Source organism: Niveibacterium sp. (assembly GCF_041909475.1).
Taxonomy (GTDB): domain Bacteria; phylum Pseudomonadota; class Gammaproteobacteria; order Burkholderiales; family Rhodocyclaceae; genus Niveibacterium.
The window spans coordinates 1-17747 of record NZ_JAYRDJ010000047.1; the positions used below are offsets into that span (position 1 = coordinate 1).

A 17747-nucleotide genomic window follows, 5' to 3' on the forward strand; every position below is an offset into this window, starting at 1 on the left:
GAAGTCGCCCCAGACCACACCGATGCGGCCGATCGGCGAGCCAGGCGCGGCGTAGAGGCGGACCGGCGTTTGCACCGGCAGCCCGTCGGCGCGGCGGATCAGGGCTTCCAGTTCGCGGCCTTGCTCCGGTGCCGAGGCGCCGATCTGCACTGTCCAGCGGTCGCCGTTGCTGTGGGCCACCCAATCGCGTGATTCGGCGAGCCGCTGCGCGACAAAACTGCCGAGTAGCGCGCTGTGCGGAGCTGCGGGCGGGGGTGGCGCGGCGGGCGCGCTCTGGGCGGTCGTGGTGGCGGGCGCTACCGGGGTAGGGGCAGCGGGTTTGGCGGCGCCTGCGTCGGCGCGAGCTGGCTGTCCGATACGGCCTGGCAGGCCATACAACAGCGCGCCGCCCGCAAGTGCCGCCAGCACGGTCAGCAGCGCCGCGCCACGCCACGGTAGCGGGTCGGGTAGGCCTGCGTCGCGTGCGGCGAGACGCACTTCGCGCAGGCCGATGTCGTGCTTGCCTGCGGCGAAGCCAGCCAGCAGCGTTTTGTCGGCGAGGATATTGATTCGTCGTGTAAGGCCCGCTGCGCTGCGGCTGATGGCGTTCATCGCGCGTTCCGACAAGGGCGGGCGACCTCGGTGGCCGGCGGCCTGCAGGCGGTGCAGCAGATAGGCGCGGGTTTCCGCGGCCGTGAGCGGCGCAAGCCGGAAGTGGTGCGTGATGCGGTCGCGAAGCGGCCGCTGCGCCGCGCCGGCGAGCAGTGAATCGAGTTCCGGCTGGCCGAACAGCACGATCTGCAGCAGTTTGTGCCGCGGCGTTTCGAGGTTGGAGAGCAGGCGCACCTGTTCGAGCGAGGCGGGCGGCATCGCATGGGCCTCGTCGACCAGCACGATGACGCGCCGGCCTTCGCCGTAGAGTGCGATCAGGCGCAGCTCGATCGCGTCGAGCAGGCGCTCGTCCGTTCTCGCGTCCGGTGCGATGCCGATCTGGCGCGCGATCGCCTGCAGCAACTGCTCCGGCGTCAGCGATGGGTTCGCGAGCCACACCGGTAGTGCCTCGGGCGGCAGTTGTTCGAGCAGCATGCGCAGCAGCATCGTCTTGCCGGCGCCGACTTCCCCGGTCACCTTGACGATGCCTTCCTCGAAGCGCAGCGCGAACAGCAGTGCATCGAGCGTTGCGCCGCGCTCTGCGCCCGCGAAGAAATAGCCGGGGTCGGCCGTGATGCGGAACGGCGCTTCCTTGAGCCCGTAGTGTTCGAGGTACATCGCCGCGCTCATGCTTCAGTCTTCACGCGGTTCGCCGGCCGGCATGCGCAGGCCGAGCACGCCGATGCGGCCGTAGAGCGTGGTGCGGTTGATGCCGAGCAGGCGCGCGGCCTGCGACATGCTGCCGCGCGCCTGCGCGAGCGCAGATTCGATGTAGCGCCGCTCGGTGCGTCGCAGCGCCTCGTCGAGCGAGAAACCTTCCTGCAATGCCTCGAAGTCGTCGGCAGTTGCGTGCGACGCGGTGTCGAGATCCAGTTCCGCGGCAAGCTGGGCGCGGCTCACAGTTTCGCCGGCATGGCGAGCGAGCAGTCGCAGCACAATGTTGCGCAACTCGCGCACATTGCCAGGGAAACCATAGTCGCCCCACAAGGCGCGGGCATCGCGATCGAGCGAGAAAATGGGCAGAGCGGATTCGGCGGCGAGGCGCGGCAGGTACTGATCCAGCAGCACGAAGCGATCGTCACCCAGCGTGCGCAAGGGCGGCAGCGTGAGGGTCAGCACGCTGAGGCGATGGTAGAGGTCGGCGCGGAAGCGGCCGGCCTTCACTTCCTCTCGCAGATTTCGATTGGTGGCCGTCACGACGCGCGCGCTGGCATGCCGCGCCGTGGTCTCGCCGACGCGCAGATATTCGCCGTTCTCCAGCGCACGCAGTAGCTTGGGCTGCAGTTCGAGCGGCAGTTCGCCGACTTCATCAAGGAACAGCGTGCCATCGCCGGCTTCCTCAAAGAAGCCGGCGCGCGCCCCAGTGGCGCCGGTAAAGGCGCCACGCGCATGGCCGAACAGCGCGGCTTCGATCAGGCCCGGCGCAATTGCGGCGCAGTTCACCGCCACGAAGGGCTTGCCGGCACGGCTGCTGGTCTGGTGCAGCGCCTGGGCCGCGAGTTCCTTGCCGGTACCGGATTCACCTTCAAGCAACAGCGGGAAAGGGGCGTCCGCGAGCCGGCGCAGTTGTTGGCGCAGCGCGTTGATGGCGGGCGACTCGCCGATCAGCCTCACGCCATCGGGTCTGCGGGCGCGCGCTTGGTGGGTGCGCTCAACCGCGCGCAGCAGCGCATCGCGCAGCACCGGCGGTGCAGAGGGCTTGGGGTGGAATTCAAAGGCGCCGATCGCGCGGGCGTGGCGCGCGCTGGACATCGCATCCTGGCCGGAGAGCACGACGATATGCAGGTCGGGCGCTGCGGCGAGCAATTCACTGACCAGCGCCAAGCCCTCGTCCGGGCGATGCGGCAGTGGTGGCAGGCCCAGATCGATCAAGGCCGCATCGATCGGCCTCGTGCCGCTGCGCAGCAGGGCCAGCGCCTCGGGGCGAGAGCCTGCTGCCAATGTTTCAAAGTCTGGCCCGAATGCCCATGCCAGCGTCTCGACGATGGACGGGTCGTCATCAACGAGCAGCAGAAGCGGGCGTTCTTCGGTCTGGGCGGGCATTTGAGGGTGTCGAAAATCGGACACCAGCAGTGTAACGGCAAGCCACGCGTGGCGCGAATACCTGTTGCGGCGCGTAAATGATGTTGCAACGCCACATCTACGGCGGGGTTCGCGCCCCGGCTCTGATAAAATCGCGCCCCTTCCGCTCTCCCCCTTCACATCGTGTCCGACGCAATCGTCGAAGTCCGCAATGTTTCGTTTGCCTACCAGGGCCGCCAGGTCTTGCGTGGTGTCGACCTCGTCGTGCCGCGTGGCAAAGTGGTGGCGATCATGGGCGGCTCCGGCTCGGGCAAGACGACGCTGCTGTCGCTGATCGGCGGGCAGTTGCGCGCGCAGGCGGGCGAAGTGCGCGTGGATGGTCAGGACGTTTCCGCCCTGCCGCGCGATGCCTTGTATGCGCTGCGGCGCCGGATGGGGATGCTGTTCCAGTTTGGCGCGCTGTTCACCGACCTGTCGGTGTTCGACAACGTGGCGTTTCCGCTGCGCGAGCACACTGAGCTGCCGGATGAGCTGATCCGCGACCTCGTTTTGATGAAGTTGCATGCGGTCGGTCTGCGCGGTGCGGCGAAGCTGCGGCCGAGCGAGCTTTCCGGCGGCATGGCGCGGCGGGTTGCGCTGGCGCGCGCGACGGCGCTGGACCCGATGCTGATGATGTACGACGAGCCTTTCGCCGGCCTCGACCCGATTTCGCTCGGCGTGATCGGCCAGCTGATCCGTCGCCTCAACGATGCATTGGGCGCCGCGTCCATCTTGGTAACCCACGACGTCGTCGAGTCGCTGGCAATCGTCGACTACGTCTACTTCATTGGCGAGGGCAAGGTCGTCGCGCAGGGTACGCCGGACGAGATCCGCGCCTCGTCCGACCCCTATGTCCACCAGTTCATCTACTCGGAGGCGGACGGTCCGGTGCGCTTCCATTATCCCGCCCCCGGTTACGCGGCAAGCCTGCTGCGGGCAGAAGGGGCCTGAACGCGATGCGTAAAGCGGTATCCCGGCTCGGCGCCTGGGCCATCAACGCAGTCTGGCGGCTCGGCTTTGCCGCGCGCTTCTTCTTTGGCTTGCTGGCCTATTCCGGGCAGAGCTTCCGGCGCTTCCGCAGCCTTACGATGCGTGAGATCTACATGAGCGGCGTGCTGTCGCTGCTGATCATCACGGTGTCGGGCCTCTTTGTCGGGCTGGTGCTCGGGCTGCAGGGCTTTGAGACCCTGCAACGCTTCGGTTCCAGTGAAGCGCTTGGCACGCTGGTGGCGCTATCGCTGACCCGCGAGCTGGGGCCGGTGGTGGCGGGGCTGTTGTTTGCCAGCCGGGCTGGCACGGCTGTCACTGCCGAAATCGGCCTGATGAAGACGACCGAGCAGCTCAAGGCGATGGACATGATGGCGGTGAACCCGATTTCCCGCGTTGTGGCGCCGCGCTTCTGGGGTGGCGTGTTCGCGATGCCCCTGCTGGCGGCGCTGTTCTCGGCGATGGGGATCTTTGGCGGTTGGCTGATCGGCGTCGTGCTGATTGGCGTGGATGGCGGCTCGTTCTGGTCGCAGATGCAGGCCGCTGTCGACTTCCGTTACGACATCGTCAACGGGGTCATCAAGAGTTTCGTATTTGGGGTGGCGGTGTCGCTAATTGCGGTGTTCGAAGGCTGGGACTGCGTGCCCACCGCCGAGGGCATTTCGCGGGCGATTACCCGCACCGTGGTCAGTTCGGCGCTGGCAATCCTGGCGCTCGACTTTGTGCTGACCTCCTTCATGTTCCGGGAGCTTTCATGAATCGTTCCACGATCGACCTCGGGGTCGGCGTTTTTGTCGTGATCGGCATCGTTGCGCTGCTGTTCCTGTCGCTCAAGGTGGGTAACCTCGGCGGCGAAAAGATCCAGCAGCCTTACCAGGTGCACGCGCGTTTCGACAACATTGGCGGGCTCAAGGTGCGGGCACCGGTCAAGGCCTCGGGCGTGCTCGTCGGCCGTGTGACCGATATCCGCTACGACACCGAGCACTTCCAGGCCACCGTCACGTTCTCGGTGGATGGCCGCTATGCCTTCTCGCGCGACACCTTCGCCACCATCAACACCGCCGGCCTGCTGGGCGAACAATATGTTGCACTTAAGCCGGGTGGCGACGAACAGAACCTGAAGTCCGGTGACACCATCACGAAAACCCAGTCCGCGATGGTGCTGGAAGACATGATCGGACGTTTCCTCTTCGACAAGGCTTCCGAGGGGGGCCAAGGAGGCAAGTGATGCGAGCTTCGATCTTCGGGGCGGCGCTCTGCTTGCTGATGCAGGCGATGCCTGCCGCAGCTCAGACGGCCGACCCGATCGAGCCCTTCAACCGGGCGATGTACAGTTTCAACGACGGGCTGGACCGCGTCGCACTCAAGCCGCTCGCGCAAGGCTACGCCGCCGCTGTGCCGCTGCCCGCGCGGGTGGGCTTCGGCAATTTCATCAACAACTTCCGCGACATCCCCAACGCGATCAACAACCTGCTGCAAGGCAAGCTGGGCGAGGCTGCATCCGACGTCGGGCGTATTGCGCTGAACTCCACCTTCGGCATTCTCGGCGTCATCGATGTGGCGTCGGAATTCGGGCTTGAACGCCACAACGAAGACTTCGGTCAGACCCTGGGCCGTTGGGGCGTGGGGAGCGGTCCTTACGTTGTACTGCCTTTGCTGGGCCCCAGCACACTGCGTGATACGGCGGCTTTGCCGGTGGACTACTACACCGGCGGGCGCCATCTGGTGATCGAGAGCGTGGCAGTAAGAAATTCGCTGTCGGGGCTTGAAGTCGTCAACGACCGGGCCAATCTGCTTGATGCCGAGAAGGCGCTCGATGAGGCCGCTCTCGACAAGTATGTCTTCATCCGCAACTTCTACCTGCAACGCAGGCTGAACTTGGTGTACGACGGCAATCCGCCGCGCCCCAAGGGCGATGACGACGTGTGGGATGAAACCGACGCCGCGCCCGACGCGAGCGCCAAGGACAAGGAGTAAGCATGAACCGCAGGTTCTTCAACCGGCTTTTCGCCAGCGCGCTGATCGTGGCGGGCATCGGCGGCGCACAGGCCGCACTGGCTGCGACCGCCCCGGATGAGCTGATCCGCACGGTTGCCACCGATGTGCAGGCCATCGTGAAACAGGACAAGGCGATCCAGTCCGGCGACATGCGCAAGACGCTCGAACTGATCGACGCGAAGGTGCTGCCGAACTTCGATTTCGCGCGAATGACCTCGCTCGCGGTCGGCCGTGACTGGCGCAGCGCCACCCCGGCTCAAAAGACCGATCTGACCGCCGAGTTCCGCACCCTGCTGGTCCGCAGCTACGCCAACGCGATCGTGCGATTCAAGGATCACCAGATCACCGTGAAGCCGCTCAAGCTCAAGCCGGAAGACACCGAAGTCACCGTGCGCTCCGAGGTCCGCAAAGCGGGCTCGCCACCGGATTCGGTGGACTACACCCTGTACAAGAAGGGTGAGGAGTGGAAGGTCTACGACGTGGCGGTGGCCGGTGTCAGCTTGATCACCAACTACCGCGATGCGTTTGGCGAGGAGATCAAGGCCGGCGGCATCGACGGTCTGATCAAGTCGCTGCGCAACAAGAATGCGCAGAACGCCGCAGGCGGCGAGGGCGCGGCGAAGAAATGATCCGCGAGGAAGGAGAGCGCCTGATTATCGAAGGGCCGATCACCATGGAGACGGCCGCTGATTTGTTGGATTCCGGCCGCCGTCTGTGTGGGCAGGTCGAATGCAGCGCGGGCCGTGTGATCGATCTTTCCGGCGTGACGTCGGTGGATTCCGCCGCGCTGGCCGTGGTTCTTGCATGGATGCGTGCGGCAGGTACCGGCCGTACGCTGCGGATCGAAGGGGTGCCGCCGCAGCTGCGTTCTCTGGCCGCGCTCTACGACCTGGCCGAGGTGTTGCCGCTGGGCGAGGCCGCCCGGTGACGACGCCGGCGATTTCCGTTCGCGGTGCGATCAAGCACTACGGCGCGTTGCAGGCGCTCGGCGGCGTGGACCTGGATGTTGCGCAGGGTGAGTTCTTCGCGCTGCTGGGCCCCAACGGCGCCGGCAAGACCACGCTGATTTCCGCACTCGCCGGCCTGATCCGGCTCAGTGCCGGCAGCATCAGCGTAATGGGCCATGACGTTGTCAGCGACTACCGCGAGGCGCGCCGCATGGTCGGCGTCGTGCCTCAGGAGCTGGTGTTCGATCCCTTCTTCTCAGTGCGTGAAGTGCTGCGTCTGCAGTCTGGCTATTTCGGTCTTAAGCGCAACGACTACTGGATCGATGAGCTGCTCGCCAGCCTCGACCTGACGAAGAAGGCGGACGCCAACATGCGTCAGCTATCCGGCGGCATGAAGCGCCGCGTGCTGGTTGCGCAGGCGCTGGTCCATCGCCCGCCGGTGATTGTGCTGGACGAGCCGACCGCCGGTGTCGACGTGGAGTTGCGACAGGGCCTGTGGGCTTTTGTCCGCAAGCTCAACGAGCAGGGTCACACGATCGTGCTGACTACGCACTACCTCGAAGAAGCGCAGACGCTGTGCAACCGCATCGCGATGCTGAAAGCCGGCCGTATCGTCGCGCTCGACAACACCGCGAACCTGCTGCGGGCGGTGGATGGTCATACGCTGCGCGTCAAACTCGCAGGTGATCTGCCGACAGAAGTGGTCGGCCTCCAGCCTGAACGCGACGGCGAGCACTGGGTGTTCGCGTCTGACGACTACACGGTGCTGCTCGATCGCCTGCTCGCCTTGCGACAGGCCGGCGCCGAGATTGCGGAATTTGAAATCGGCCAGCCCGATCTGGAAAAGGTCTTCGTCGACGTGATGCGGAGGGCTGGATGAGCGGCGCCAACCTGTCGGGCTTCAAGACGCTGCTGTACAAGGAACTGCTGCGCTTCTGGAAAGTCAGCTTCCAGACCATCGGTGCGCCGGTGCTCTCCACCGTGCTGTACCTGATGATCTTCTCGCATGTGCTCGATCCGCATGTCACCGTGTACGGCGCCATCGAATACACCGCTTTTCTGGTGCCTGGCCTCGTCATGATGGCGGTGCTGCAGAACGCCTTTGCGAACAGCAGTTCCTCTCTGATCCAGAGCAAGATCACCGGCAACATCGTGTTCGTGCTGCTGCCGCCGATTTCGTATCGCGAGTTCTACGCCGCCTATGTGCTGGCATCGGTGCTGCGCGGCGTGTTGGTCGGCTTCGGCGTGTGGCTTGCGTCGTTGATCTTCGTATTCGTCGCGCCGAAGGCGCCGCTGTGGGTGCTGACCTTCACGCTGGCTGGCGGCGCGATTCTCGGTTCGCTCGGCATGATCGCCGGCATCTGGGCCGAGAAGTTCGACCAGCTGGCGGGATTCCAGAACTTTCTGATCATGCCGCTCACGATGCTGGCCGGCGTGTTCTACTCGGTGCATTCGCTGCCAGCTTTCTGGCACGGGGTCTCGCATTTCAACCCGTTTTTCTACATGATCGACGGTTTCCGCTACGGCTTCTTCGGTGTGTCCGATGTGTCGCCGTGGCTGAGTCTTTCGATTGTTTCCGTTTTCCTGGCCGTGCTCGCGGCCCTGACGCTGCGCATGCTCGCGTCCGGGTACAAGCTGCGCGGCTGAAGGCGAGCGCTTGCGCCGCCCCCAACCAAGAAGATCATGTTCCAGGCTCAAGAAATCGAACGTCTCGTGTCGCAGGGCCTGCCCTGCGAGTTCATCCAGATCCAGGGCGACGATGGTGTGCATTTCACCGGCATCGTCGTCAGTGCCGAGTTTGCCGGCAAGCCGAGGGTGCGCCAGCATCAGGCGGTTTATGCCACGCTGGGCCCGCTGATGGGCAACGAGATCCATGCGCTGCAGCTGACTACCTACACCCCCGAACAATGGGCCGCGTTCCGCAAGGAGCTCGGCGAATAAGATGGACAAACTGCTGATTACCGGCGGCCGCCCGCTCGCCGGCGAAGTCGCCATCTCCGGCGCAAAGAACGCCGCACTGCCGATCCTGTGCGCCGCGCTGCTGTCGGACGAACCGCTGGTGCTCACCAACGTGCCGCGCCTCAACGACATCGGCACCATGCTCAAGCTGCTCGCGCAGATGGGCGTCAAGGTCGAGCGCGACGGCAACACCGTGACGCTGGACGCCAAGGGGCTCGACAACCCGCTCGCGCCGTATGAGCTGGTGAAGACGATGCGCGCCGCGGTGCTGGTGCTCGGCCCGCTGATGGCACGCGTCGGCCACGCCAAGGTGTCGTTGCCCGGTGGCTGCGCGATCGGCGCGCGGCCGGTGGACCAGCACATCAAGGGTCTGCAGGCGATGGGCGCCGAAGTGCAGGTCGAACACGGCTACATCGACGCCAAGGTCGGCAAGCTGCGCGGCGCGCGGCTCTTCACCGACATGGTGACGGTGACCGGCACCGAGAACCTGATGATGGCGGCCTGCCTCGCCGACGGCGAAACGGTGATCGAGAACGCCGCGCGCGAGCCGGAAGTGGTCGATCTGGCCAACTGCCTCGTGTCGATGGGGGCGCAGATTTCCGGCGCCGGCACCGACGTGATCCGCATCCGCGGTGTCGCCAGGCTGCATGGCGCGACCCACCGCATCATGCCTGACCGCATCGAGACCGGTACCTACTTGTGCGCCGCGGCGGTGACCGGCGGCAACGTGCGCCTCACCGGCACCAGCACGAACTACATCGACTCGGTGGTCGACAAGCTGATGGATGCCGGTTGCGAGATCGGTTCGGAGCGTGACGCGATCACGCTGAAAGCCCCGGCGCGCCTCAAGGCGGTGAGCCTGCGGACGGCTCCGTACCCGGCCTTCCCGACCGACATGCAGGCGCAGTTCATGGCGCTCAACGTGGTCGCGGACGGTACTGCGATCATCCGCGAGACGATCTTCGAGAACCGCTTCATGCACGCGGTGGAGCTGATCCGCCTCGGCGCCAACATCCGCATCGACGGCAACACCGCCGTCATCACCGGCGTCGACAAACTGCAGGGCGCCACGGTGATGGCGACCGATCTGCGTGCATCAGCCAGCCTGATCATCGCCGGCCTCGTCGCGGAAGGCGAAACCCTGGTCGATCGCATCTACCACCTCGACCGCGGTTACGAGCGGCTGGAAGAAAAGCTCGGTGCGCTTGGTGCCACCGTCAAACGGGTGAGCTGACATGGCTTTTGATGGCATCACGCTCGCGCTCTCGAAAGGGCGCATCTTTGAAGACACGCTGCCCTTGCTGGCGGCCGCCGGCATCACGCCGATCGATGATCCGGAGAAATCGCGCAAGCTGATCATCGATACCAACCGGCCGGACGTGCGGCTGGTGATCGTGCGTGCGAGCGACACGCCGACCTATGTGCAGTACGGCGCGGCTGATCTGGGCATCGCCGGCAAGGATGTGCTGATCGAGCACGGCGGCGCTGGCCTGTACCAGCCGCTTGACCTGAAGATCGCGCGCTGCCGCATGTGCGTGGCGGTGCCCAATGGCTTCGACTACGCCGCTGCGGTGCAGCGTGGTGCGCGTATCCGCGTCGCGACGAAGTACATGCAGACGGCGCGCGACCACTTCGCGAGCAAGGGCGTGCACGTCGACCTGATCAAGCTGTACGGCTCGATGGAACTCGCGCCGCTGGTCGGGCTGGCCGACGCCATCGTCGACCTGGTTTCGAGCGGCGGCACGCTGCGCGCGAACAATCTCGTCGAAGTCGAAGAGATCATGGCAATCAGCTCGCGTCTGGTGGTGAACCAGGCTTCGCTGAAGATGAAGCACGCGCTGCTGCAGCCGGTGATCGATGCCTTTGCCGGGGTGGTGAGATGACCGGAATCCTGCGCCTTTCGTCAGCCGAAGCGGATTTCGATTCGCGCCTGTTGAAGCTGCTGGCTTTCGAGGCCTCGACGGATGAGGCGGTCGAGCGCGCGGTGAGCGAAATCCTTGCGGCTGTCCGCCTCGAGGGGGACGCCGCGGTGCTGGCCTATACGCGTCGTTTCGACGGTGTCGAGGCTGCGTCGCTCGCCGAACTCGAACTCTCGCGCGCCGATCTCGAGGCTGCATTGGCGGGTTTGTCGGCCGAGCAGCGCGCCGCGCTCGAAGAGGCTGCCGCACGGGTGCGCGCCTATCATGAGCGCCAGCCGCTGACGAGCTGGGACTACGAAGAGGCGGACGGCACGCGGCTTGGCCAGCAGGTCACACCGCTCGATCGCGCAGGGCTCTACGTCCCCGGTGGCAAGGCGGCGTATCCGAGCTCGGTGCTGATGAACGCGATTCCGGCCAAGGTGGCTGGCGTGCGCGAACTGATCATGGTGGTGCCGACGCCGCGCGGCGAGCGCAACGCCTTGGTGCTGGCCGCTGCGGCGGTGGCCGGCGTCGATCGCGTGTTCACGATCGGCGGTGCGCAGGCGGTGGCGGCGCTGGCTTATGGCACGCAGACGATTCCACAGGTCGACAAGATCGTCGGCCCCGGCAACGCCTACGTGGCTGCGGCCAAGCGCCGCGTGTTCGGCACGGTCGGTATCGACATGGTTGCCGGCCCGTCCGAAGTGCTGATCATCTCGGATGGCAGCGGCAACCCCGATTGGGTTGCGATGGATCTGTTCGCGCAGGCTGAACACGACGAAATGGCGCAGTCGATCCTGCTGTGTCCCGACGTGGCTTTCCTCGATGCGGTTGCTGCGTCGATCGACAAGCTGCTGCCGACGATGCCGCGTGCCGCAACGATCCGCACCTCGCTCGACAAGCGCGGCGCGTTGATTCGCGTGCGCGATCTCGATGAGGCCTGCGAGATCGCGAACCAGATTGCGCCGGAACACCTTGAACTGGCGGTCGAAGACGCCGATCCGCTGGTGGCGAAAATCCGCCATGCGGGCGCGATCTTTGTCGGCCACTGGTCGGTCGAGGCGCTGGGTGACTACTGCGCCGGCCCTAACCATGTGCTGCCGACTTCGCGCAGCGCGCGCTTCTCGTCGCCGCTTGGCGTGTATGACTTCCAGAAGCGCAGCTCGGTGATCCGCATGTCGAAGGCCGGCGCGCAGCGCCTGGGCAAGACGGCTTCGATCCTGGCTCACGGCGAAGGATTGCAGGCGCATGCCAGATCAGCAGAGTTGCGGGTCGAAGCTGACTGAAACAAAACGGCCGCCCTGGGGCGGCCGTTTCACTTCCTGGCGGGCGGTGTCAGTTCGCCAGAATCTCGCCTAGCGCGGCCAGCAGCGTGTCGCACTGCGCGTCGGTGCCGATCGTGATGCGCAGGAACTGATCGATCCGCGGCTGGCGGAAGTGACGAACGATGATGCTGCGCTCGCGCAGCTGCGCGGCGAGCGTTGCAGCATCGCGCAGCGGATGCCTGGCGAAGATGAAATTCGCGGCCGACGGTAATACCTCGAAACCAAGGGCGCCCAGCGCCGCTACCAGCCGCGTGCGGCTCGCGATGACCTTGTCGCAGCACGTCCGGAAATACGCGTCATCTTCGAACGCAGCCACCGCGCCGACGATCGCGAGGCGATCGAGCGGATACGAGTTGAAGCTGTTCTTCACGCGCTCCAGCGCTTCGATCAGGTCCGGGTGCCCCGCCGCGAAGCCGACCCGGAGGCCGGCGAGCGAACGCGATTTCGACAACGTCTGCACCACCAGCAGATTGGGGAAGCGATCGATCAGGCTGATCGCGCTTTCGCCGCCGAAATCGACATAGGCCTCGTCGACGACCACAACCGAATCGGCGTTGTGTTCAAGCAGACGCTCGATTTCGCTCAAGGGCAGCAGGCAGCCGGTCGGCGCGTTCGGGTTCGGGAAAATGATCCCGCCGTTACGGCGGCCGATGTAGTCGTCGATGCGGATGCCGAAGTTGTCGTCGAGCGGCACGATGCCCGCTTCGATACCGTACAGCCCGCAATAGACCGGGTAGAAGCTGTACGAGATATCCGGGAACAGCAGCGGCGCGTCGTGCTTGAGCAGCGCCATGAAGGCGTGCGCCAGCACTTCGTCCGAGCCGTTGCCGACGAACACCTGGGCTGGCGTGATGCCGTGGTGGGCCGCGATGGCCGCCTTCAGCCGATCGGCGTTCGGGTCCGGGTACAGGCGCAGCGCGTCGCCCGCCTCGCCGGCGATGGCTGTCAGCACGCGCGGGCTGGGGCCGTAGGGGTTCTCGTTGGTGTTGAGCTTGACCAGGTTGGCCAGCTTGGGCTGTTCGCCCGGTACATACGGCGTCAGGCCTCGGACGACGTCACTCCAGAAACGACTCATGATGATCTTGGCGAGTGGAAAATTCGGGGGTCGTGGCGAGCCTGCAACACTGCTGCGGCGCAACGAGGCAATGCTATCATGGCCCTTCGATCCCAACCCCCAGTGGGCGTTCCCGCCCGATAGTGCGCCATGCGGCAAGTCGAAGTCACCCGTAACACGCTCGAGACCCGCATCACCGTGCGGCTCAACCTGGATGGCGCCGGCCAGTCCAAGCTCGCCACTGGCATCGGCTTCTTTGATCACATGCTCGATCAGATAGCGCGCCACGGCCTGATCGACCTGGACGTGCAGTGTGAAGGCGACCTGCATATCGATGGCCACCATACGGTGGAAGATGTCGGTATCACGATCGGCCAGGCCTTCGCCAAAGCGGTTGGCGACAAGAAGGGGCTGACCCGTTACGGGCACGCCTATGTGCCGCTCGATGAGGCGCTCTCGCGCGTGGTGCTCGATCTGTCGGGGCGGCCCGGCCTCGAACTGCACTGCGACTTCACTGCCGGCATGATCGGCGGTCTCGATACCCAGCTTGTTTACGAGTTCTTCCAGGGCTTCGTGAACCACGCCGGGGTGACGCTGCATATCGACAACCTGCGTGGTCGCAACGCGCACCACCAGTGCGAAACCATCTTCAAGGCCTTTGCACGCGCGCTGCGCATGGCCACGACGGAAGACCCCCGCGCCGCCGGCATGATGCCGTCGACCAAGGGTTCGCTCTGAGGTCGCGATGAAGATAGCTGTCGTTGATTACGGAATGGGCAACCTGCGCTCGGTTGCCAAGGCGCTCGAGCATGTTGCGCCTGAGGCACAGGTGATTGTCACTGCCGAGCCGGCTGAGCTTGACGCGGCGGATCGCGTCGTCGTGCCGGGGCAGGGCGCACTGCACGATTGCATGCGCGAGTTCCTCGCGCGCGGCCTGCGCGATGCGGTGGAACGTGCTTCGCGCAGCAAGCCGTTTCTGGGCGTCTGCGTCGGGATGCAGATGCTGTTCGATCATGGCGAGGAGGGCGACACCGCCGGCCTTGGGCTGATCGGTGGTGAGGTGCCGAAGTTCTCGTCGGCCATGACGGTCGGAGACGGAAGTCATCTCAAGGTGCCACATATGGGCTGGAACGAGGTCGAAGCGCTGCGCGCGCATCCCTTGTTTGACGGCATCGCGCCGAACGCCCGCTTCTACTTCGTGCATAGCTTCTACTGCGCGCCGCGCGACGCGGCCGATGCGGTGGCACGCACGCACTACGGCATCGCCTTTACCAGTGCAGTGGCGCGGGATAATATTTTTGCGACCCAGTTCCACCCGGAGAAGAGCGCTGCCGCAGGGCTGCAGTTGCTCGCCAACTTCGTGCGCTGGAAGCCCTGAGGCCGATTCCAACTTCCAACAGGTGCGAATGGATCGAAGCGGTAATGCTTCGGACGCGCCAACTACCAACCTCGCTGCGTTGACCTGACTATGCTCCTGATTCCCGCGATCGACCTCAAGGACGGACACTGCGTGCGCCTCAAACAGGGCGACATGGAAGATGTGACCGTGTTTTCCGAAGATCCGGCTGAAATGGCCCGCCACTGGCTCGCCCAGGGCGCGCGTCGGCTGCACCTCGTCGATCTCAACGGGGCTGTTGCCGGCAAGCCGAAGAACGAAGGCGTCATCAAGCAGATCGTCGCTGCCGTGGGCGATGACATCCCGGTGCAGCTCGGTGGCGGCATTCGTGACCTGGATACGATCGAGCGTTACCTCGACGATGGCATCAGTTACGTCATCATCGGCACCGCCGCGGTGAAGAACCCCGGTTTCCTGCACGATGCGTGCAGCGCCTTCCCGGGCCATATCATCGTCGGCATCGACGCGAAGGATGGCAAGGTGGCGGTGGATGGCTGGTCGAAGCTGACCGGGCATGACGTGATCGACCTTGCGAAGAAGTTCGAGGACTACGGTGTCGAGTCGGTCATCTACACCGACATCGGCCGCGACGGCATGCTCGGCGGCGTGAATATCGAGGCCACCGTGAAGCTCGCCCAGGCGCTGCGCATTCCGGTGATCGCCAGCGGCGGCATCGGCAGCCTCGCGGACATCGATGCGCTGTGCGCGGTCGAAGATGAAGGCGTGATTGGCGCCATCACCGGCCGCGCGATCTACGAAGGCAAGTTCGACTTCAAGGTCGCGCAGGCGCGCGCCGACGAACTCAACGGTGTGACGGAAGGCTGATTCATGCTGGCCAAACGCATCATTCCCTGTCTCGATGTCAACGCCGGGCGCGTGGTCAAGGGCGTGAACTTCGTCGAGCTGCGTGATGCGGGCGACCCGGTTGAGATCGCGCGTCGCTACGACGACCAGGGCGCCGACGAGATTACCTTTCTCGACATCACGGCCAGCTCGGACGACCGCGACATCATCCTGCATGTGGTTGAGCAGGTCGCGGAGCAGGTCTTCATCCCGCTCACGGTCGGCGGCGGCGTGCGCGAAGTCGCCGATGTGCGCCGCCTGCTCAACGCGGGCGCGGATAAGGTATCGATGAACACCGCTGCGGTGAACAACCCGCAACTGGTGGCAGACGCTTCGGGCAAGGTCGGCTCGCAGTGCATCGTCGTCGCGATCGATGCCAGGCAGGTTGCGCCGGGTAAGTGGCAGGTCTTCACGCATGGTGGCCGCAAGAACACCGGGCTGGATGTGATCGAATGGGCGCAGCGCGTCGCGGCGCTCGGCGCAGGCGAGATTCTGCTGACCAGCATGGACCGCGATGGCACTAAGAATGGTTTTGATCTGGGCCTGACACGCGCGGTGTCCGATGCCGTGTCGATCCCGGTGATCGCGAGCGGTGGCGTCGGCAATCTGCAGCATCTCGCCGACGGCGTTACCGAAGGCCGCGCCGATGCGGTGCTTGCGGCGAGCATCTTCCACTTCGGCCAGCACACGGTGCGCGAAGCGAAGGAATTCATGCGCAGCCAGGGGATCGAGGTGCGGCTGTGAACGCGGCTGTCACCGAAACCCGCTGGCTCAACGAAGTCACCTGGGACGATCAAGGCCTCGTGCCGGTGATCGCGCAGGACGCCGCGACCGGCGACGTGCTGATGTTCGCGTGGATGAACCGCGACGCGCTGGCGCGTACGGTCGAGACCGGCGAGGCGGTTTACTGGAGCCGCTCGCGGCGCAAGATCTGGCACAAGGGCGAGGAATCCGGCCATGTGCAGCGCGTGCGCGAAATCCGCCTCGACTGCGACGGCGACGTCGTGCTGCTGAAGATCGAGCAGGAAGGCGGCATCGCCTGCCACACCGGACGTCGTTCCTGCTTCTTCACCCGCCTGCACGACGGCTCCCAGTGGCAGGCGGTCGATCCGGTTCTCAAAGACCCGAAGGACATCTACAAATGATCGACCCGGAAGTGCTGCAGCGCCTCGGGCGCACGCTGGCCGAGCGCAAGGGCGCCTCGGCCGACAGTTCCTACGTCGCGAGCCTGTACGCCAAGGGCACCGACGCGATCTGCAAGAAAGTCGCCGAGGAAGCAGCCGAGACCATCATGGCCGCCAAGGATGGCGACCTGCGTCACATCGTTTACGAAGTGACCGATCTCTGGTTCCACAGCATGGTCTTGCTGTCGCAGTTCGGCCTGTCGGTCGACGATGTGCTGGTCGAGTTCCGCCGCCGCGAAGGCATCTCGGGCATCGACGAGAAAGCGGCGCGGGGCTAGTCATGAGCGATTGCATTTTCTGCCGTATCGCGCGCGGTGAAATCCCCGCGGCCAAAGTCTACGAAGACGAACTCGTGCTGGCGTTCAAGGACATTCGCCCGATCGCGCCGGTGCATGTGCTGGTGATTCCGAAGCAACACATCGAGTCGCTCGCAACGGCCACGGCCGACGATGCCGAAGTGCTCGGACGCCTCTTCTCGGTCGTCGGAAAAATTGCTGCCGAGCAAGGCGCGACCGACGGATTCCGCACGATCATCAACTCGGGCAAGGTGGGCGGACAGGAGGTGTATCATCTCCACGCCCACATCATTGGCGGCGGAGCACCGTTGCCAGCCATGATCAAGTATTGAGGAGCGCTTCAAATGGGTTCATTCAGCATCTGGCACTGGTTGATCGTGCTGGTCATCGTTCTTCTCGTGTTCGGCACCAAGAAGCTTCGCAATATCGGCGAGGATCTTGGCGGCGCCGTGAAGGGTTTCAAGCAAGGCATGCGTGAAGGCAGCGATGCGGCGGCGGGTTCGGCTGATGCGGCCCAGATCGCCAAGCAGACCATCGACGCCCCTGCGCGCGAGAAGGAAAAGAGCTGATCGCCCTCTGCGTGATCGACTGCAGGGCGCCGCTGGCGGCGCCCTTTCCGTTTCTGAGCGAGCCCTTGCATGTTTGACGTTGGATTCTCCGAGCTGATGGTGATCGGGCTGGTGGCGCTGGTGGTCATCGGCCCCGAGAAATTGCCGCGTGTTGCGCGCACGATCGGGCATCTGCTCGGCCGTATGCAGCGCCATGTCGCCGAAGTGAAGGCCGACATCAGCCGCGAAATCCAGCTCGACGAGATGCGTCGCTTGCAGTCACAGGTTGCCGACTCGGCGCGTGAAGTCGAGAGCGCGATCCGCGATCAGGCACGCGAATTCGAAGAGAGCATGCGTCCGGTCGCCGCCGAGGTCGAATCGGCGATCGGAGCCGGCGTCAGCGAGGTGGCGGCGCCGCAGGTCGAACAACTCAGCGAACTTTCGCCGGTCCATGTCGAGCCGGCACCGGTTGTTGGAGCCCTGACTACGTCGGACAAGGCGCCGGTGGCCGCCGGCGAGCCGTCTGGCGCCGATAGCGCGGCGGACGAACCCTCTCACAATGATTCGCAGCTTGATCTGTTCGGTCAGCCCGCTGCGGGTGACCTGACGCGACGCTGAGCG

24 protein-coding genes are annotated in these 17747 nt (G+C 65.0%); 21 read left to right on the forward strand and 3 right to left on the reverse strand.

Annotated elements, in window-relative coordinates:
- Both ACE3P0_RS19795 and ACE3P0_RS19800 read right to left on the reverse strand, forming a co-directional pair.
- A partial coding sequence (locus ACE3P0_RS19795; RefSeq protein ID WP_374404509.1) for an ExeA family protein occupies positions 1 to 1260 on the reverse strand: 1260 nt, incomplete at its 3' end.
- Between the two features lie 3 nt (positions 1261 to 1263).
- Positions 1264 to 2673: a sigma-54-dependent transcriptional regulator gene (locus tag ACE3P0_RS19800; RefSeq protein ID WP_374404510.1), complete on the reverse strand. Its 1410-nt coding sequence runs from the start codon at positions 2671 to 2673 to the stop codon at positions 1264 to 1266.
- Between the two features lie 162 nt (positions 2674 to 2835).
- Here ACE3P0_RS19800 and ACE3P0_RS19805 point away from each other — a divergent pair, with 162 nt between their 5' ends.
- Genes ACE3P0_RS19805 through hisD form a run of 12 tightly spaced genes read left to right on the forward strand, consistent with a single transcriptional unit; the run spans position 2836 to position 11766 of the window.
- Positions 2836 to 3642, forward strand: coding sequence for an ABC transporter ATP-binding protein (locus ACE3P0_RS19805; RefSeq protein WP_374404511.1), 807 nt, complete (start codon positions 2836 to 2838; stop codon positions 3640 to 3642).
- Positions 3643 to 3647: 5 nt separating this feature from the next.
- Complete coding sequence (mlaE, locus tag ACE3P0_RS19810; protein ID WP_374404512.1) at positions 3648 to 4436, forward strand: lipid asymmetry maintenance ABC transporter permease subunit MlaE; 789 nt, start codon at positions 3648 to 3650, stop codon at positions 4434 to 4436.
- Complete coding sequence (gene mlaD, locus ACE3P0_RS19815; protein ID WP_374404513.1) at positions 4433 to 4906, forward strand: outer membrane lipid asymmetry maintenance protein MlaD; 474 nt, start codon at positions 4433 to 4435, stop codon at positions 4904 to 4906. Before mlaE ends, mlaD begins: the two co-directional genes overlap by 4 nt.
- On the forward strand, positions 4906 to 5655 hold the full coding sequence (locus ACE3P0_RS19820; RefSeq protein WP_374404514.1) for a VacJ family lipoprotein: 750 nt from the start codon (positions 4906 to 4908) through the stop codon (positions 5653 to 5655). Before mlaD ends, ACE3P0_RS19820 begins: the two co-directional genes overlap by 1 nt.
- 2 nt (positions 5656 to 5657) lie before the next feature.
- Positions 5658 to 6305 carry a phospholipid-binding protein MlaC gene (locus tag ACE3P0_RS19825; RefSeq protein WP_374404515.1) on the forward strand — a complete coding sequence of 216 codons (648 nt, stop codon included), beginning with the start codon at positions 5658 to 5660 and terminating at the stop codon, positions 6303 to 6305.
- Positions 6302 to 6604 (forward strand): lipid asymmetry maintenance protein MlaB, encoded by a 303-nt coding sequence (locus ACE3P0_RS19830; protein ID WP_374404516.1) that lies wholly within the window; start codon positions 6302 to 6304, stop codon positions 6602 to 6604. Before ACE3P0_RS19825 ends, ACE3P0_RS19830 begins: the two co-directional genes overlap by 4 nt.
- On the forward strand, positions 6601 to 7503 hold the full coding sequence (locus tag ACE3P0_RS19835; protein ID WP_374404517.1) for an ABC transporter ATP-binding protein: 903 nt from the start codon (positions 6601 to 6603) through the stop codon (positions 7501 to 7503). Before ACE3P0_RS19830 ends, ACE3P0_RS19835 begins: the two co-directional genes overlap by 4 nt.
- A complete protein-coding gene (locus ACE3P0_RS19840) occupies positions 7500 to 8270 on the forward strand; it encodes an ABC transporter permease (protein ID WP_374404518.1) in 771 nt (256 codons plus the stop codon). Before ACE3P0_RS19835 ends, ACE3P0_RS19840 begins: the two co-directional genes overlap by 4 nt.
- Before the next feature lie 36 nt (positions 8271 to 8306).
- Positions 8307 to 8564, forward strand: a complete 258-nt coding sequence (locus tag ACE3P0_RS19845) for a BolA family protein (RefSeq protein ID WP_374404519.1) — start codon at positions 8307 to 8309, stop codon at positions 8562 to 8564.
- Between the two features lies 1 nt (position 8565).
- Positions 8566 to 9816 (forward strand): UDP-N-acetylglucosamine 1-carboxyvinyltransferase, encoded by a 1251-nt coding sequence (gene murA / locus ACE3P0_RS19850; RefSeq protein ID WP_374404520.1) that lies wholly within the window; start codon positions 8566 to 8568, stop codon positions 9814 to 9816.
- A 1-nt stretch (position 9817) separates the two neighbouring features.
- Entirely contained in the window at positions 9818 to 10465 is a 648-nt protein-coding gene (gene hisG / locus ACE3P0_RS19855; protein ID WP_374404521.1) for an ATP phosphoribosyltransferase, read from the forward strand.
- Complete coding sequence (gene hisD, locus ACE3P0_RS19860; protein WP_374404522.1) at positions 10462 to 11766, forward strand: histidinol dehydrogenase; 1305 nt, start codon at positions 10462 to 10464, stop codon at positions 11764 to 11766. The genes hisG and hisD overlap by 4 nt, the downstream gene beginning before the upstream one ends.
- Positions 11767 to 11815: 49 nt before the next feature.
- Here hisD and hisC read toward each other — a convergent pair whose 3' ends face one another.
- Positions 11816 to 12880, reverse strand: coding sequence for a histidinol-phosphate transaminase (hisC, locus tag ACE3P0_RS19865; RefSeq protein WP_374404523.1), 1065 nt, complete (start codon positions 12878 to 12880; stop codon positions 11816 to 11818).
- 129 nt (positions 12881 to 13009) lie between these two features.
- Between hisC and hisB the strand changes: the two genes are divergently transcribed.
- The 9 genes from hisB (at position 13010) to tatB (ending at position 17744) form a co-directional block, all read left to right on the forward strand.
- Positions 13010 to 13597, forward strand: coding sequence for an imidazoleglycerol-phosphate dehydratase HisB (hisB, locus tag ACE3P0_RS19870; protein ID WP_374404526.1), 588 nt, complete (start codon positions 13010 to 13012; stop codon positions 13595 to 13597).
- A 7-nt stretch (positions 13598 to 13604) separates the two neighbouring features.
- Positions 13605 to 14237 carry an imidazole glycerol phosphate synthase subunit HisH gene (gene hisH, locus ACE3P0_RS19875; RefSeq protein WP_374404527.1) on the forward strand — a complete coding sequence of 211 codons (633 nt, stop codon included), beginning with the start codon at positions 13605 to 13607 and terminating at the stop codon, positions 14235 to 14237.
- A 90-nt stretch (positions 14238 to 14327) separates the two neighbouring features.
- Positions 14328 to 15080 (forward strand): 1-(5-phosphoribosyl)-5-[(5-phosphoribosylamino)methylideneamino]imidazole-4-carboxamide isomerase, encoded by a 753-nt coding sequence (hisA, locus tag ACE3P0_RS19880; protein WP_374404528.1) that lies wholly within the window; start codon positions 14328 to 14330, stop codon positions 15078 to 15080.
- A 3-nt stretch (positions 15081 to 15083) separates the two neighbouring features.
- On the forward strand, positions 15084 to 15842 hold the full coding sequence (hisF, locus tag ACE3P0_RS19885) for an imidazole glycerol phosphate synthase subunit HisF (protein ID WP_374404529.1): 759 nt from the start codon (positions 15084 to 15086) through the stop codon (positions 15840 to 15842).
- On the forward strand, positions 15839 to 16243 hold the full coding sequence (hisI, locus tag ACE3P0_RS19890; protein WP_374404531.1) for a phosphoribosyl-AMP cyclohydrolase: 405 nt from the start codon (positions 15839 to 15841) through the stop codon (positions 16241 to 16243). The genes hisF and hisI overlap by 4 nt, the downstream gene beginning before the upstream one ends.
- The gene (locus ACE3P0_RS19895) at positions 16240 to 16560 is read left to right on the forward strand and encodes a phosphoribosyl-ATP diphosphatase (protein WP_374404532.1); all 321 of its coding nucleotides are present in this window, start codon (positions 16240 to 16242) and stop codon (positions 16558 to 16560) included. Before hisI ends, ACE3P0_RS19895 begins: the two co-directional genes overlap by 4 nt.
- Positions 16561 to 16562: 2 nt before the next feature.
- Positions 16563 to 16910, forward strand: a complete 348-nt coding sequence (locus ACE3P0_RS19900) for a histidine triad nucleotide-binding protein (protein WP_374404533.1) — start codon at positions 16563 to 16565, stop codon at positions 16908 to 16910.
- Between the two features lie 12 nt (positions 16911 to 16922).
- Positions 16923 to 17147 carry a Sec-independent protein translocase subunit TatA gene (tatA, locus tag ACE3P0_RS19905; protein WP_374404534.1) on the forward strand — a complete coding sequence of 75 codons (225 nt, stop codon included), beginning with the start codon at positions 16923 to 16925 and terminating at the stop codon, positions 17145 to 17147.
- A 69-nt stretch (positions 17148 to 17216) separates the two neighbouring features.
- On the forward strand, positions 17217 to 17744 hold the full coding sequence (tatB, locus tag ACE3P0_RS19910; RefSeq protein ID WP_374404536.1) for a Sec-independent protein translocase protein TatB: 528 nt from the start codon (positions 17217 to 17219) through the stop codon (positions 17742 to 17744).
- Positions 17745 to 17747: the final 3 nt, after the last annotated feature.

Bases quoted from the DNA above. Each gene is read 5' to 3' on its own strand.
- hisD (WP_374404522.1), top strand. From the start codon at position 10,462: ATGACCGGAATCCTGCGCCTTTCGTCAGCCGAAGCGGATTTCGATTCG.
- ACE3P0_RS19895 (WP_374404532.1), top strand. From the start codon at position 16,240: ATGATCGACCCGGAAGTGCTGCAGCGCCTCGGGCGCACGCTGGCCGAG.
- hisC (WP_374404523.1), bottom strand. From the start codon at position 12,880: ATGAGTCGTTTCTGGAGTGACGTCGTCCGAGGCCTGACGCCGTATGTA.
- hisB (WP_374404526.1), top strand. From the start codon at position 13,010: ATGCGGCAAGTCGAAGTCACCCGTAACACGCTCGAGACCCGCATCACC.
- ACE3P0_RS19845 (WP_374404519.1), top strand. From the start codon at position 8,307: ATGTTCCAGGCTCAAGAAATCGAACGTCTCGTGTCGCAGGGCCTGCCC.
- hisA (WP_374404528.1), top strand. From the start codon at position 14,328: ATGCTCCTGATTCCCGCGATCGACCTCAAGGACGGACACTGCGTGCGC.
- ACE3P0_RS19900 (WP_374404533.1), top strand. From the start codon at position 16,563: ATGAGCGATTGCATTTTCTGCCGTATCGCGCGCGGTGAAATCCCCGCG.
- murA (WP_374404520.1), top strand. From the start codon at position 8,566: ATGGACAAACTGCTGATTACCGGCGGCCGCCCGCTCGCCGGCGAAGTC.
- tatB (WP_374404536.1), top strand. From the start codon at position 17,217: ATGTTTGACGTTGGATTCTCCGAGCTGATGGTGATCGGGCTGGTGGCG.
- ACE3P0_RS19800 (WP_374404510.1), bottom strand. From the start codon at position 2,673: ATGCCCGCCCAGACCGAAGAACGCCCGCTTCTGCTGCTCGTTGATGAC.
- hisH (WP_374404527.1), top strand. From the start codon at position 13,605: ATGAAGATAGCTGTCGTTGATTACGGAATGGGCAACCTGCGCTCGGTT.
- mlaD (WP_374404513.1), top strand. From the start codon at position 4,433: ATGAATCGTTCCACGATCGACCTCGGGGTCGGCGTTTTTGTCGTGATC.
- hisG (WP_374404521.1), top strand. From the start codon at position 9,818: ATGGCTTTTGATGGCATCACGCTCGCGCTCTCGAAAGGGCGCATCTTT.
- ACE3P0_RS19840 (WP_374404518.1), top strand. From the start codon at position 7,500: ATGAGCGGCGCCAACCTGTCGGGCTTCAAGACGCTGCTGTACAAGGAA.
- mlaE (WP_374404512.1), top strand. From the start codon at position 3,648: ATGCGTAAAGCGGTATCCCGGCTCGGCGCCTGGGCCATCAACGCAGTC.
- ACE3P0_RS19820 (WP_374404514.1), top strand. From the start codon at position 4,906: ATGCGAGCTTCGATCTTCGGGGCGGCGCTCTGCTTGCTGATGCAGGCG.
- ACE3P0_RS19830 (WP_374404516.1), top strand. From the start codon at position 6,302: ATGATCCGCGAGGAAGGAGAGCGCCTGATTATCGAAGGGCCGATCACC.
- tatA (WP_374404534.1), top strand. From the start codon at position 16,923: ATGGGTTCATTCAGCATCTGGCACTGGTTGATCGTGCTGGTCATCGTT.
- ACE3P0_RS19825 (WP_374404515.1), top strand. From the start codon at position 5,658: ATGAACCGCAGGTTCTTCAACCGGCTTTTCGCCAGCGCGCTGATCGTG.
- hisF (WP_374404529.1), top strand. From the start codon at position 15,084: ATGCTGGCCAAACGCATCATTCCCTGTCTCGATGTCAACGCCGGGCGC.